At 45.7% G+C, this 13,891-nt stretch carries 14 protein-coding genes, 1 tRNA gene and 1 other RNA gene; 4 read left to right on the top strand and 12 right to left on the bottom strand.

The window, feature by feature from the left end:
* The 5 genes from IPL83_15495 to IPL83_15515 are packed head-to-tail and all read right to left on the bottom strand — an operon-like array spanning position 1 to position 5,037.
* Entirely contained in the window at positions 1–381 is a 381-nt protein-coding gene (locus tag IPL83_15495; protein ID MBK9040544.1) for a hypothetical protein, read from the bottom strand.
* Entirely contained in the window at positions 378–1,895 is a 1,518-nt protein-coding gene (locus IPL83_15500) for an ATP-grasp domain-containing protein (protein MBK9040545.1), read from the bottom strand. The genes IPL83_15495 and IPL83_15500 overlap by 4 nt, the downstream gene beginning before the upstream one ends.
* On the bottom strand, positions 1,892–2,680 hold the full coding sequence (locus tag IPL83_15505; protein MBK9040546.1) for an enoyl-CoA hydratase/isomerase family protein: 789 nt from the start codon (positions 2,678–2,680) through the stop codon (positions 1,892–1,894). The genes IPL83_15500 and IPL83_15505 overlap by 4 nt, the downstream gene beginning before the upstream one ends.
* Before the next feature lie 57 nt (positions 2,681–2,737).
* On the bottom strand, positions 2,738–4,345 hold the full coding sequence (locus IPL83_15510) for a methylcrotonoyl-CoA carboxylase (protein ID MBK9040547.1): 1,608 nt from the start codon (positions 4,343–4,345) through the stop codon (positions 2,738–2,740).
* 50 nt (positions 4,346–4,395) lie between these two features.
* Positions 4,396–5,037: a hypothetical protein gene (locus IPL83_15515; GenBank protein MBK9040548.1), complete on the bottom strand. Its 642-nt coding sequence runs from the start codon at positions 5,035–5,037 to the stop codon at positions 4,396–4,398.
* 67 nt (positions 5,038–5,104) lie between these two features.
* Here IPL83_15515 and IPL83_15520 point away from each other — a divergent pair, with 67 nt between their 5' ends.
* Both IPL83_15520 and IPL83_15525 read left to right on the top strand, forming a co-directional pair.
* Complete coding sequence (locus IPL83_15520) at positions 5,105–5,530, top strand: hypothetical protein (GenBank protein ID MBK9040549.1); 426 nt, start codon at positions 5,105–5,107, stop codon at positions 5,528–5,530.
* Complete coding sequence (locus IPL83_15525; GenBank protein MBK9040550.1) at positions 5,527–6,567, top strand: methyltransferase domain-containing protein; 1,041 nt, start codon at positions 5,527–5,529, stop codon at positions 6,565–6,567. The genes IPL83_15520 and IPL83_15525 overlap by 4 nt, the downstream gene beginning before the upstream one ends.
* 60 nt (positions 6,568–6,627) lie before the next feature.
* Here the strand turns inward: IPL83_15525 and rnpB are convergent.
* The 7 genes from rnpB to IPL83_15560 all read right to left on the bottom strand — a co-directional run bounded on the left by rnpB (position 6,628) and on the right by IPL83_15560 (position 12,361).
* Positions 6,628–6,987, bottom strand: an RNA gene (gene rnpB / locus IPL83_15530) — RNase P RNA component class A.
* A 288-nt stretch (positions 6,988–7,275) separates the two neighbouring features.
* Positions 7,276–7,596 (bottom strand): hypothetical protein, encoded by a 321-nt coding sequence (locus IPL83_15535; GenBank protein ID MBK9040551.1) that lies wholly within the window; start codon positions 7,594–7,596, stop codon positions 7,276–7,278.
* A 20-nt stretch (positions 7,597–7,616) separates the two neighbouring features.
* Positions 7,617–7,693: transfer RNA gene (locus tag IPL83_15540), tRNA-Ile, on the bottom strand.
* Between the two features lie 138 nt (positions 7,694–7,831).
* Positions 7,832–9,682 carry an RNA polymerase sigma factor RpoD gene (gene rpoD / locus IPL83_15545; GenBank protein MBK9040552.1) on the bottom strand — a complete coding sequence of 617 codons (1,851 nt, stop codon included), beginning with the start codon at positions 9,680–9,682 and terminating at the stop codon, positions 7,832–7,834.
* A 21-nt stretch (positions 9,683–9,703) separates the two neighbouring features.
* The gene (locus IPL83_15550) at positions 9,704–11,563 is read right to left on the bottom strand and encodes a DNA primase (GenBank protein MBK9040553.1); all 1,860 of its coding nucleotides are present in this window, start codon (positions 11,561–11,563) and stop codon (positions 9,704–9,706) included.
* A 109-nt stretch (positions 11,564–11,672) separates the two neighbouring features.
* Positions 11,673–12,119, bottom strand: coding sequence for a GatB/YqeY domain-containing protein (locus IPL83_15555; protein MBK9040554.1), 447 nt, complete (start codon positions 12,117–12,119; stop codon positions 11,673–11,675).
* A 35-nt stretch (positions 12,120–12,154) separates the two neighbouring features.
* Positions 12,155–12,361 carry a 30S ribosomal protein S21 gene (locus IPL83_15560; GenBank protein MBK9040555.1) on the bottom strand — a complete coding sequence of 69 codons (207 nt, stop codon included), beginning with the start codon at positions 12,359–12,361 and terminating at the stop codon, positions 12,155–12,157.
* 171 nt (positions 12,362–12,532) lie between these two features.
* Here IPL83_15560 and IPL83_15565 point away from each other — a divergent pair, with 171 nt between their 5' ends.
* Together IPL83_15565 and IPL83_15570 are read left to right on the top strand one after the other, a co-directional pair.
* The gene (locus tag IPL83_15565; GenBank protein MBK9040556.1) at positions 12,533–12,997 is read left to right on the top strand and encodes a nucleoside deaminase; all 465 of its coding nucleotides are present in this window, start codon (positions 12,533–12,535) and stop codon (positions 12,995–12,997) included.
* Between the two features lie 135 nt (positions 12,998–13,132).
* Positions 13,133–13,891: a hypothetical protein gene (locus IPL83_15570; GenBank protein ID MBK9040557.1), complete on the top strand. Its 759-nt coding sequence runs from the start codon at positions 13,133–13,135 to the stop codon at positions 13,889–13,891.

The following is a 13,891-nucleotide window of genomic DNA, read 5'->3' on the forward strand; positions in this document are numbered from 1 at the left end:
CTATTGTCCCTCGCCGACTTTTCCCACTGAAATCAATGTGATTCCGAGGGCCACTTGATCTCCAATTTTACAATTTATTTGATCAATCAGACCTTCCTGTCTAGCTTCCAAAGTGTATTCCATTTTCATCGCTTCCATCATTACCACAGGCTGACCAGAATTCACTTTGTCGCCAACTTTCACTAGGATCTTGATAATCTTGCCCGGCATCGGAGACACCACATCGGAATGAGAAATTGCACCACGTCCACCGCCCCTTGCTTTCACCGGAGGAGAATATTGATATGTTTCTCCTTCATAGTGATACCATATTTGCTGGCCCAACCGCTCGCCCCAAACTTGCACCTGCCGACCTTCAATCGAAACTGTATAGCGTTTCATCGTCTTTCCTCCCACTGATGGGTCCAAGGGCTGATTGGCTTTGCTTCATTCCCATTATCCGAGCTTGCTGCAATCGAGCAACCCGAGGAGCTCACGCCAACCGGAATCCGCCGATATAACTCTGCTTCCATATTCTGCAAGAAGGATGATTTTTCCTTTTGCTTGATTCCATGAGGGAAATAACAATCGATAAAATCAGTTTTCATCGTCCCATCAATGAATTGGGGATGGGATAAAATTTGAATAAGATAGGGTATGTTCGTCTTCACTCCGAAAATAATTGTGTCTTTCAAAGTGCGAATCATTTTTTGAATGGCCCGCCCACGCGTTTCATCCCAGACAATTACTTTTGCAATCATTGGATCGTAAAAGCTCGTTATCTCATCCCCAGAATCAAACCCGATTTCTAATCTACGCCCTGGACCAAACGGAAAATAATACGAACCCAAGCGACCCGTACTTGGGATTCCAGCTTGATAAGGATCCTCGGCATAAATTCGACATTCAATGGCGTGACCGTGTGGAATCGGCAATTTTGGCCACACCAGACTTTGTCCCATCGCCGCAAATATTTGAGCCTTTACCAAATCGACGCCCATCACTAGTTCAGTGACAGGATGCTCCACCTGCAAGCGGGTGTTCATTTCCATGAAATAGATTTCTCCATCCTGTAGAAGAAATTCGATGGTTCCGGCACCGATATATTTGGCCTCCTTCGCAATTTGAATTGACGTTAGAGCTATTTTTTCGCGAAGTTCTTCTGACAAAGAAGGCGACATTGCCTCTTCAATGATTTTTTGATGCCGTCTTTGAACCGAACACTCTCGATCAAACAGGTGATACACTTTTCCACTGCAATCTCCAAAAATCTGAACCTCTATATGTTTGGCCTTGTCGAGATATTTTTCGAGAAAAATCCGATCTGAACCAAAAGAACTGAGACCCTCACGTTGTGAAGATGCAATGGCATCCTTAGCCTCTCTGAGGTGCCGGACGACTTTCAGACCGCGACCTCCCCCGCCCCCTGCTACTTTAACAATAACCGGAAATCCAATTTTCTCCATTTCCGATAGCAAGCGAGATTCAGATTGATCATTGCCTTGGTACCCGGGGATGACGGGGCCACCTGCTCTTTCGACCATTTTTTTTGCCGATATTTTATCCCCAAATAATCGAATCACTTCTGGAGAAGGACCGATAAAACCAATTCTTGCCTTCGAACAAGCATCGGCAAAATCCGCATTCTCAGAAAGAAAACCAAATCCTGGATGTATAGCATCGACTCCTGCACTCAAAGCCCCTTGGATATTTGTCTCGATATTTAAATAGCTTTGATTTGTTGGTGCAGGGCCGATACAAACTCTCTCATCTGCCAAACGAAAAGCTGTCGTTTCTCTGTCCACATCCGAATGAAGTAAAACTGTCCGCATCCCCAATTCCTGACAAGCACGTATGATGCGAACAGCAACTTCTCCTCTATTAGCAATCCCAATTTTTTCAATTTTTAAGCTCATGTTTTTTTCGATTGCCATTTTGGCGATCGCCTCTCAAAAAAAGAACGAATTCCCTCCTGCCCTTCAAGACCAACTCTTTTCTGAGCAATTGCCTGGGTCGTCATTTTTTTTATTTCTGACCAGTCCTGGCAATCTCTTACTCTGGCAATGAGCGACTTCGTCTCCCGTACAGCCTCCGGACCCGCTTGTTTTACAAGGTTCAGATTCTCCAAAATCTTGCCATTGCACTCAGCTTCAGACCCTACAAACTGAATAAGTTCAGCATTCAAAGCCTCCAATGCTGAAAAATTCCGTCCCGTTAGCATGAGTTCCCGACCTGCCGCGATTTTTATTTTCTTAAATACAAATGGACAAATCACGGCTGGAATCAAACCAATCTTCACTTCGCTAAAACATAATTTTGTCGACGAATCGGCAGTTGCAAAATCAGAAATTGCCACTAAACCAATTGCCCCACCCATCACGCTGCCATGAACATGAGTGAAGACCGGAACCGGACACTTTAAGCCCGCATCAAACATCAAAAAGAGAGACTCTGCGTCACGCTGATTTTCCTCAAAAGAAAATTTAGCCATGGAGCGCATATATTCGAGATCTGCTCCCGCGCAAAAACTTCTTCCCTCTCCCCTCAGGACCACAGCTCGAATGGACCTATTCGATGAAGGCAAAGCAAAGGCCTCTGTTAGTTTTTCAATCATCTCAGTGTCCATGGCATTATGCACATTTGGACGCGTGAGAGTTATGTTTAGTATCTCATCCTGAATATTGATCTCAATTTTTGCCATGACTCCACCCTGCGTTTCTTGCTTTGCATTTCCAGCTTTGGGTCTTTAGCTCTCAACTTACATTCTAAAAACGCCTTGAGACTTTTCTGGCCAGGGCCGATGAAGGCTAGCGCTCAAGCCTAAGGCCAGCACTCGACGAGTGTCCGCCGGATCGATAATGCCATCATCCCAAATGCGAGCACTGGCATAGTAGGCTGAACTCTCTGCAGCATATTTTTCCAGAATAGGACGTTTGAATTGCTCCTGTTCAGCTTCGCTGAGCTCCCGTCCCTCTAGGGCCATCTGGTCTAATTTTACTCGCAATAAGACATTGGCCGCTTGTTCTCCACCCATCACCGAGATTCGAGAGTTTGGCCACATCCACATCTGCCGAGGTTGATAGGCGCGCCCGCACATCCCATAGTTTCCGGCACCATGAGACCCACCAATGACAACTGTGTATTTGGGCACACGAGCTGTACTGACAGCCATCACCATCTTCGCCCCATGCTTTGCGATCCCTTCATTTTCATATTTCTGCCCCACCATAAATCCCGTAATATTCTGAATAAATACCAATGGGATGCTCCTCTGGTCGCAAAGTTCAATAAAATGCGTGGCCTTCAAGGCACTCTCACTAAACAAAACTCCATTATTGGCAATGACACCAATAGGATACCCCCAAATATGAGCAAACCCAGTAACGAGTGTTGTTCCGTAATTTTCCTTAAATTCATGGAAGCGACTTCCGTCAACAAGGCGGGCTAGTATTTCACGTACGTCGTACGGCACGCGATGATCACGTGGAATAATTCCATAAATCTCTTCGGCACCAAAAAGCGGTTCCTCCACAGCTTGAGTTTGAATGGAAACCATTTTTCGTCGATTCAAATAAGAAACTATGTCCCGCGTAATTTCGAGGGCATGCTCGTCGTCCTCTGCAAAATGATCTGTAACCCCACTCACTTCGCAATGTACCTTTGCTCCACCCAAGTCTTCAGCAGAGACGACTTCGCCCGTTGCTGCCTTGACGAGAGGAGGCCCTCCCAAAAAAATTGTACCGCGATCTTTTACAATCACATTCTCATCGCTCATAGCGGGAACGTAGGCTCCTCCTGCTGTGCAACTTCCCATGACCACTGAAATCTGCGGGATTCCCTCCGCAGACAAGCGAGCCTGATTGTAAAAAATTCTTCCAAAGTGATCCCGATCAGGAAATACTTCGGCCTGCAGAGGTAAAAATGCCCCCCCACTGTCGACGAGGTAAATACAAGGAAGACCATTTTCTAAAGCTATCTCCTGTGCCCGAAGATGTTTTTTGACTGTGATTGGAAAATAAGTCCCCCCTTTTACTGTCGCGTCGTTGGCCACAATCATGCACTCTTGCCCGTTAATGGAGCCAACTCCCGTCACAATCCCAGCGCACGGAGCTGAGCTACTGTACATTTCAAAAGCCGCAAAGGACGAAAACTCCAAAAATTGCGATCCGGGATCAAGAAGACGCCGAATCCTTTCGCGCACAAATAATTTACCTCGACTCTCATGCTTTTCCCGAGCCTCTTTGCCGCCTCCTTGCTCTATGACAGACAGTCGGCTTCGATGGCTCGCAATTATGCGAGCCATGTGTTCAGAATTTGAACGAAACTCTGCGGAACTTCGATTTATGCGAGACTTTAATATGGTCATTTTTTTACCTCAGCAAAAATTGACTTGCCCTGCTCAATCCAAATAAACATCTACACGCCCAAAGATAGGCGGGTCTGCCATTCAATTTTAAAACTCACTTCAGCCACCAACAAATCCTGATCATTGAGTACCGACAAAGAAAGATCGTATTCACCCAGCCCACTTTGCCCTTGGGCCACCCGAATCCTTTCTCTATCCTGTGCCGTCAATCCGTAGCGAATTTTTAAAGACGGACCCCACTCCCCAAGTCTATTTAACCGAACTTCTGTGACGGTCAAGCGATCAGCCCCGGACAACATATACCTTTCCCAAAACAGGCGTAAAGTCTTCTCTGCCCCATAAGTAATATGGGAAGCTTCCATTCTTGAACCGAAACCAGGAGAAACAGAAATCGCGGCCGTTAGCACCTCGCCATTCCAATCCCATAAACTATAGCTGGGCGAACGTCTGAAAAATCTCGAAGACTCTAACGCGATGTTTAAAGCCAGTTGAGTCGCCTTGGGACTCACAGATTCAAACAAGTAAACAAATTTGTTGGGCCTGCTTCGGAGTTCACCCCAGAAGGAAGAATGAAGTTCCTCGCCTATTTTAAGCTTTGTCTCCTGAAGACTCGTCTTAAGTCTTTTGTTTGCCTCAGATATCCACTTTCGAGGATCTAGCTCTTTTAACCTCTTATTTGCAAATTTACTCATGGTTGTTCCTACATAAAAGGTAAGTTAGAATGATCCCGCAGCATACTCTGGCTCATAGGATTGGAAAATGAAATACCTTAGTTTGATCGTATTCTTGATTGCGTTACAATGGACTTGGTCCTTCAGCCATCGTCCCTCGAATATATCTGAATCCGCACATGTCGGCATTCAAAGTGATTTAAAGAAAATTATCTCGGACTACATCACAGAGAACTTACCCACCTCTCGCAATTTAAGATTTGAAAAATTTTGGAGTGAGCAACTAAAGAAGAACAAGGTTAAAGCTTCCTTTGTCTATTCCTTCGATGATGAAGATCAGGAATCGGGAAATGCTCGTGTCGTGATCGAAGGCTATGCTATTCTCAATCGTGACTCGAAGCTTGACGAAACTTTTGATTACTGGAACTTGGACGAATTGTACATACTAAATAATAAAATTGATTTTAAGGATCCAATGCTCATTGACCTCCAGAAGGACGGCACAAAAAAGTGAGCGAAAAATTCATTGCCATCGATGAAGATGGTTTCTTCCTCATTATGGGTCAGCGGCTTGAAAACGAGGACTACTGTCACACTCTTTTTTTGAATCTACAGAGAGATGAAAAGGGGAGATTTTTTAGCGCTGTAAAAGACCAAAAGCTGTGGGTCGAAGCTTTTGATGAGCCTCTCATTGCAAGACAAATCACCAAAAATCCAGATGGCACATGGACTATTCATTTTCACTACGGATACTCCACACCACTTATTCTCGAGAGACTTTCGCTGGATGAATGGGATCGATTTCACGGTGTGACGCCTAACGGAGTTCCGTTTGTTCTTTCTCGATCGGCGCAGGCTGATTTTTTTCAGAAATTGGATAGCTTTGACGACGACTCCATTGTCGTCGACGGCAATTCGATTCCCATTCCACCCTGGCTGCTCGATGACCGCGCCGTTGACAGAGGCGAATTCTGGAATCAGAGGTACCAGAACAAAGACACGCCCTGGGACCTTGACAGACCCGCCCAGGCTCTTGAACAGGCCATTTCCCAACTGAAGATTCCGAGACAACGAATTCTGGTACTTGGCTGTGGAACGGGAACCGATGCTGCCTACCTCGCGAAACTTGGCCACATAACGACGGGGGTGGATATTTCTGTCGATGCCATTCGGCAGGCAAAGGAAAAATTCGGCCATGTGAAAAATCTCAATTTCCTCAATGCAGATATTTTCAACCTTCCTCAGACTCTTCATAAGTCATTTGACTTGGTTTTCGAACATACCTGTTATTGTGCCATCTCTCCCTCTCGACGCAATGAGCTTGTCGAGATCTGGAGACGAGTCCTTGTGAGTGATGGCCACATTTTGGGAATATTTTTTACCATGGATCGCAGAGAGGCTCCCCCTTTTGGAGGCAGCGAATGGGAGATTCGCCAACGCCTGCATAAGAGTTTCGACTTTCTTTATTGGACCCGCTGGAAAAAATCGATTGAAAGCCGACAAGGTGCAGAACTCGTCATTTTTGCGAGACGCAAAGACAATCTCATCTGATTTTTTGTTATCAAAAAAAAAAAGAGGGACGGGCTTAACCCCGTCCCACAAATGAGACATCTCTGCGGATATACGATAAGCCGGATTCTGTCCGGCCGATAAAAGATGTCTTTTATCGGCCTGGCGGTCATTCCTCTGAGAGCAATATTGCTATTACCCTTATGCAACCTACCCGAAAGCTTCGCGCTGGCCGCGCTCCATCGCTTTCCTATTTGGTCTTGCTCCGCGCAGAGTTTGGCTGTTTTCACTCCAGCAGCTCCCTAAGAGTCTCCCATTTCCAACTCAAAGATCAGTGCCCTGGACATTCTCTCTGTTCCACTGTTCCTCACCTCACGGTGGAGGGGCGTTACCCCCTGCGCTGCCATATGGAGTCCGGACTTTCCTCTCAACCCGAAGGCGAGCGACTGCCTGTACATCCGCGCCTGCCTTGTATCACAATCTGTCTTTATCTACAATCAACCAGAATGAGAGATCTCCAGATGACTTAAAAAGATATTGATTTGCCTCGTTTGGAGAACTCTCTAGAATTTTTTTAATAAAACAACGACAATGGAAAGGTCAAATCAGTCCGTTGGAGGGAGACCGTCATGCCTAGGCAAATATTTATTATTACAATTCTTGCTGCTGGTTCAATTGCCCTTGTTTTCCAGAATCTCAGTTTTTTTCAGTAGCAGCTTAAAACAAAAGAACGCTTGTCTAGTCCTGTCTTTAGGGCTTCAAATGACCAGGATCGGCATTTAAAATCTCCAATATATCCTGTTCGACAAATTTATCGGCGGCCTTACGGCATTCCGCAAAATATCCCTTTTTTCCCTGCTCGATGTAGGTCCTCACACAACCGGCACTATAGGCTGAGCGAGCCAATTCGACCGCTGCTTTTAAGGATATAAGATCCTCCCCATTTTTTAGCGCTGATTCGAAAGACTCAGACTTACGGGAACTTGCACACCCATTTCCCAATAAGAGACACAGCGTTGCGATGTATACCAGGGGGCGAAAAATTATTGAAAAGACTTTTGAGTTGGGCAAGTACTCCCCAAAATTGTTATTGGTAGGGGCTCCAGGACTTGAACCTGGGATCCTCCGGTTATGAGCCGGATGCTTTAACCAACTAAGCTAAGCCCCCAAATGACTCGCCAAATGAGTGGCACACCATACCCCAGAAATTCAGCGTTAATCAAGCCACCACTTTGACAACATTCAAGTTTTTCAGTCTCTGCTGTGGGCTTCCCGATCAGCCCTCGCCCTCATCGGCGCGATCCTTTCACCTGTCTTCCGTACTGCTGCTACCCTCAATAAACGTTTTAAGCTTATTCGATCGGCTCGGATGACGAAGTTTTCGCAATGCCTTTGCCTCAATTTGCCGAATTCTCTCACGAGTCACGTTAAAATCTTGACCTACCTCTTCGAGTGTATGGTCACTTTCCTCACCAATGCCGAATCTCATTCGGAGAACCTTTTCCTCGCGAGTTGTAAGGGTCGAAAGGACTCGCCGAGTCTGCTCAGCAAGATTCAGATTAACTATCGCTTCAGCAGGATTAATAACCTTTTTATCCTCAATAAAATCGCCCAAATGAGAATCTTCTTCTTCTCCTACTGGAGTCTCGAGGCTGATCGGCTCCTTCGCAATTTTGAGAACCTTGCGAACCTTATCAACTGCCATATCCATTTTTTCAGCTATTTCCTCGGGCAGGGGTTCTCGACCCAGCTCCTGAGTCAGGTACCGAGATGTCCTCACCAATTTATTGATGGTTTCGATCATGTGCACAGGTATCCGAATTGTACGGGCCTGATCGGCAATGGCACGAGTGATCGCCTGACGAATCCACCAGGTGGCGTAGGTCGAAAATTTATACCCACGACGATATTCAAATTTATCCACGGCTTTCATCAATCCAATATTTCCCTCTTGGATTAAATCCAAAAATTGGAGACCCCGGTTTGTATATTTCTTGGCAATCGAGACCACCAAACGCAAATTGGCCTCGACCAACTCTGCCTTGGCCTTATCCGCTTCGCGCTCGCCTCTCCAAATCGCCGTATAAATATTGCGAATTGCCTCAAAAGTCATTTCTGTCTCTCGTGAAAGGCGATCCAGACGAGTCTCAGCATTCTCAGCACGAAGATAATAGGAGCGAAATTGATTGTAAGACAAGCCTGTCTCACGAGTCATCTTAGCTCCTTCTTGGTCACTCGACTCTACAGCTTTAAAACGAACCTTGAGCGCCGCAAGGTCGGCAGCAAAAGCATATTTACAAGCATCACGAATCCGATTGCGCAGCTCCTGCATTCGGTTACGAAGGTTTCTAAACTTAATCACAATGCGATTGATGGTCTTGCGATTAAAATTGATAGATTCAAACTTAGCCATCAAATCAACTAATAATTTATCAATTTCATCGTTTGCTTCTTTGTATTCGGGAGAGGTCAAGGATTGGGTCATCAGAATTGGAAAACACAGGCGAGCCCGCTTTTCATATTTCTTCACATGACCTATCATTTCGTGAATTTTCTCAATATATTCGGCCTCATCGTACTGAGTCTCCTCATCTTCGAGACCACGAAAAATTGCCTTAATTTTGATTCGCCCCTGATCCAAACGCTCGCCCAGCTGGACAATCTCTGAAATACCAATAGGAGACATTAAGATGGCACGGACAATTTCCCGTTCACCATCCTCAATTCGCCGGGCAATCTCCACCTCTCCTTCACGGGTTAGCAGAGACACAGACCCCATTTTACGCAAATAGAGCCTAACGGGATCGTTGCTCCGAGTGTCTGTGGCCTCTTCCTCTTCTTCCTCTTTTTCTACTTGCTCTTCAGCACTATCGAGGAAAAAGCCTCCCTCTCCCTCTTCGTCCTCTTTCTTCTTTTCTGTCGATTCAGTAATGTTTACACCACCAACCTGTAGAGACTGCATAAAATGGTCTAGAACCGCAGAGTCCAATACTTCAGGAGGTAAAATCTCATTAATCTCTTCAATGGTTAGGCTGCCACGCTCCTTCGATAACTTCGTAAATCTCTGGATTTCATCACGAATGATAGCCATCTGCTCATCAATAGAGAGAACTTTTACAACTTGATCTGGCACTGATTTTTGCGGTTCTTTTGTCATTAAATAGCTCCCAAATGCTCCTTAGATGGTTTCTTTATCGATCTTTTGGACTCGCCGATCCAATTGGATATTCATAATCTGTTCCAGTTTTTCTAGTTGTTCGGAAGTGGGGCGGCCACGCAGATCCACGGCTAACTGGCGGCTCCGGGATTTCAAGTTGGCATCGCGTACCATCCGACTGCAGTCCTCCACTAACTTATGAGCCTCTTCCGAATTAAGGTCCGCCAAATGCTTTTCTAGGTGCTGAAACAAAACCTCAGGGACGTCCACCTGAGAAACCAGCAAGGCTGTTAACTTATCAAATTCATTAGGCATTTGTCCATACAATAGAAGGATCCTATGAAGAACTTCACGTAGACCTGGATGAGAAAACATTTCGATGATCCCAGACTCGCCAATCTTTTGTAAATAACGCGAGTTCATAAGAGCCAAATTCACTAATTGTTCCTCAGCTTTAGGCCGCTTCCCGGAGATTACAATCTGCTCTTCTAATACCTCTTTCGGAAGAGATTTGCTTGAGCCAATTGAACTCTCATCTGCAACGCCCTGTATTCCTGTCGCTGCGCGTTCACCTTTTTCCGATTGTTCCAGCGCCTTAATGAGCCAATTTTTATCGACGCCAAGGCGATCTCCGAGCTCCTGCAGATAAAGATCCTTCAATCTGTTGTCAGCGATATTTTTGAGTGTGCGTGAAACTCTATCAATAATTAAAATTTTATCAGATGAAGAGCCCCGATAGTCCTTCATCCAACGGTCTAAGATCAAAATAAAAAGTTCCGGAGCTGCCGCCAAGGATTCGTGCAAAATCTTTGGCCCCTTCTTGCGGAGGAAATCATCTGGATCCATCCCTTCGGAAAGAGTTAGACCTCTCGGAAATAGTCCGGCCTGCAGAAGAGTTGGTAGGCTTCTTTCTGTGGCGGCCTGACCTGCTTGGTCCCCGTCGAACAAAACCACAACATTTGATGTAAATCTCTTCAGGAGACGGGCATGATCCATTGTCAACGCAGTCCCCAACAGAGCCACAACATTCTGAATTCCAGCCTGAAAAAGCGCCAGAAGATCCATGTAACCCTCGACAACGATCACCTGATCTTTGGCTCGAATATACTTTGCTGTTTCACTTAATCCGTAAAAAACCTTCCCCTTGTGAAAGAGAGGTGACTCCGCACTGTTAAAATACTTAGGCTCCCCCTCTCCCAGAATTCGACCGCCAAAACCCAAACAGCGACCGTCCAAACCAAATATCGGAAAAATGAGCCTGTTTCGAAACAAATCGTAATATCCCGCCTTCCCGCTTCCCCGCTGCCGGACAAGCCCCAAAATCTCTGCTTCCTTGAATGGGATTCGTCGAGCAGCAAAAAGCGAAGACAACTTTTCCCATTCGTTAGGAGCGTAGCCCAGGCGAAATAGCTTAGCGGTCTCAGGACTAATTCCCCTCTTTACGAGATAGTCCTTTGCAGAGCTCCGGTCGAAACCACGGGCCAATTCATCTTCATAAAATTTAATCGCCACTTCGTTAATATTTAGGAATATTTGACGTTCATGTTCTTTGGTCTCTTTGCGTTCTCCAGAGAGATAGACTTCATCAGGGATGGGAATTCCTGCCTGTCTGGCTAACCACTCTACCGTTTCGGGAAAACTCATGCCCATGATTGATTCGACAAACTTAAAGATATTTCCAGCCTCTTTGCATCCAAAACAGTAATACAGTTGTTTGCTTTCGGAGACCGAGAAACTAGGCGTCTTCTCTCTGTGGTTGGGGAACGGACAAAGCCCCAACATCTGACCTCCAGCTCGCTTGAGCTCAGTCTGACGAGAGATGATATCCACGATGTTATTAGCATCCCGAACTTTATCGATAAAATCGCGAGAAAACTTCATAGGGACAATTAACAATCTTGTTTTTTGGAGCTCGGCGAATGAAAGGGTTCAATACAATCGTCACTGAGTGATCGCCGAATGCCTGTTTATCGTTTTATCGTTCACATTCTTACTGCAATTTCGCCTTAACAATTTCACTCACAAGCTTCCCATCAGCGGAGCCCGCTGTTTTCGCCAAAACCTCTTTTATCACAGCACCCATTTGTTTCATTGAAGTTGCATTCAGGGTCTTGATGACAGTTTCGACGACCTCCTCAACTTCAGCACGGTTCATCTGATGTGGCAAATACCCTTCAAGAACAGATAGCTCATACTTTTCTTTATCGACGAGATCCTTGCGCCCAGCCTTCTCAAACTGATCAATGGACTCTTTTCTTTGCTTTACCTGCTTTGTCACAACACCAATGATTTCAGCATCATTGATAAGCCCCGGACGCAACTCAATCTCTTTATACCTAACCGCACTCTGCAAAAAACGAAGCACTTCGAGCCGATGAGAGTCCTTGGCTTTCATTGCTTCTTTCATATCTGCAAGAATTTTTTCTTTTAGATTCATTTCACCTTCCAAAAATAACGAAAGGATCGGGCGCGCTAAACGCGCCCGCGACCGACTTTTTTCAACTTCTTAACGAGACGCTTTCGCGCCGCGATAGACTTTTTCTTCTTCTGCACGCTGGGCTTTTCGTAATGCTCACGCTTTTTTACTTCTGACAAAATCCCAGATTTCTCGCAAGATTTTTTGAATCGTCGGAAGGCCTGTTCAAAAGCTTCGCTGTCACGTATTCTGATCAGTGCCAAGGATAATCACCTGCCCTTCGTGTAAAATCAGTCCAAACGGACTGGATTTGCTGCTTTAAATAACAGCAAAGAAGGCCAGGTCTATCAAAGGATTCCCCGCTTGACAAACCCTATTCCAAACCTGGATTCTGCGAGTTCGAAGCAACCCCCCAACCGGCTTATGTTCTTTCTATGAGTTTAAATGAGAAATGGATGAGGCTTGCCCTTGAAATGGCAAAACAGGGGGAAGCAATAGGAGAAGTCCCCGTTGGAGCGGTCATCGTTTGCGAAGGGGAGCTTGTCGCAAAAGCCCACAACCTGAGAGAATCCTGCTTAAATCCAACCTATCACGCTGAGGTTTTGGCTATTCAGGAGGCCTCTCAGAAGCTGGGGCGCTGGCGCCTAACGGGCTGTGAGCTCTACGTAAGCCTGGAACCCTGTGTGATGTGTTCGGGAGCTATCGTTCAGTCTCGTCTTGACCGCGTCATTTATGGCGCCAGGGATCCCAAAGCCGGGGCCGTTGAGTCCCTCTATCAGATTCTTTCCGACTCTCGGTTGAATCATCGTCCTTTGATATCTGGGGGCATTCTCGAAGAAGAGTGTAGTCACATTCTGAAAACCTTTTTTCGCCGAAAGCGGCTGGCCGATTTTCGTTAGATCTCGGACGAAAAGCAGCCTCCATTGTTTGTTCTGATGGCTCTGAGTGCATCAAGAACGCGACAAAGCACGGCACGAAATATGCTACCACCACAATGCTAACAAACTATTAGCCATTTTTTGGAGTCACGTAATATGAAGAAAACTTCTGTCATGATCGCCATCTGCATCTTAACTACAATCAACAGCTTCGCCGAACAGAATGAACCAGCACGCAGATCGCTTAAAAATATTGCGTCTAGCTACACTCATGATGAACAAACAAATATCCTCGCGTTTCAAGGCCTATTGGCCCTCTTGGATATAGGAGTGGCATCGAAAATGTATAGCGCTGCAAAATCTCTGCAGCCCGATGCAATAGCAATTCGTGAATTAGAGTCCAAAATTCGTATCACAAAAGCAGAAGTAGCCGTTCTTGAAGAGGTCGACAAAAGCACGTTCGACGACATAAATAAAGCGCATGCCGCAGCTCAAGAGTTTAATGTTTCTTCAACTGTGAAGCAAGAAGTTGGAATAGCAAACAATGCAAGACTCGATGAGATAACAGCTCACCAAACGATTGCCGACAAATTAAAAGCTAAACAAAGAGAACTCTCGAATTTTGAATCCCAACTAAAAAAACTAAAGGTGGGCATGTTCTCCCGATGGGGTCGCAAGGGACTCACTGCCGTCGCAACCACTGTTGGCGTGGTTATGATTGCAAATCTCGGAACAAGAACTTACCTCGTGTTTGTTGACGGATCCGATCCAGGATTATTTCCCGTCTTAGACTTAGCAGCCGAGAAAGTTGATTCCATCGGTGGGCAAGAACTGATTGATACTATTTCGAACAATAGCACAGGAACTGTGAGTTCGATTTATAGTGCCTTGGCCGCTAAAATCGGCGGTCAATAA

The organism is Bdellovibrionales bacterium (assembly GCA_016716765.1).
Lineage (GTDB): Bacteria > Bdellovibrionota > Bdellovibrionia > Bdellovibrionales > UBA1609 > JADJVA01.

What these genes read in the sequence shown, in the direction of transcription:
- IPL83_15495 (MBK9040544.1), bottom strand. Translation starts at nt 381, where the DNA reads ATGAAACGCTATACAGTTTCGATTGAAGGTCGGCAGGTGCAAGTTTGG.
- IPL83_15500 (MBK9040545.1), bottom strand. Translation starts at nt 1,895, where the DNA reads ATGAGCTTAAAAATTGAAAAAATTGGGATTGCTAATAGAGGAGAAGTT.
- IPL83_15505 (MBK9040546.1), bottom strand. Translation starts at nt 2,680, where the DNA reads ATGGCAAAAATTGAGATCAATATTCAGGATGAGATACTAAACATAACT.
- IPL83_15510 (MBK9040547.1), bottom strand. Translation starts at nt 4,345, where the DNA reads ATGACCATATTAAAGTCTCGCATAAATCGAAGTTCCGCAGAGTTTCGT.
- IPL83_15515 (MBK9040548.1), bottom strand. Translation starts at nt 5,037, where the DNA reads ATGAGTAAATTTGCAAATAAGAGGTTAAAAGAGCTAGATCCTCGAAAG.
- IPL83_15520 (MBK9040549.1), top strand. Translation starts at nt 5,105, where the DNA reads ATGAAATACCTTAGTTTGATCGTATTCTTGATTGCGTTACAATGGACT.
- rpoD (MBK9040552.1), bottom strand. Translation starts at nt 9,682, where the DNA reads ATGACAAAAGAACCGCAAAAATCAGTGCCAGATCAAGTTGTAAAAGTT.
- IPL83_15550 (MBK9040553.1), bottom strand. Translation starts at nt 11,563, where the DNA reads ATGAAGTTTTCTCGCGATTTTATCGATAAAGTTCGGGATGCTAATAAC.
- IPL83_15555 (MBK9040554.1), bottom strand. Translation starts at nt 12,119, where the DNA reads ATGAATCTAAAAGAAAAAATTCTTGCAGATATGAAAGAAGCAATGAAA.
- IPL83_15565 (MBK9040556.1), top strand. Translation starts at nt 12,533, where the DNA reads ATGAGTTTAAATGAGAAATGGATGAGGCTTGCCCTTGAAATGGCAAAA.
- IPL83_15570 (MBK9040557.1), top strand. Translation starts at nt 13,133, where the DNA reads ATGAAGAAAACTTCTGTCATGATCGCCATCTGCATCTTAACTACAATC.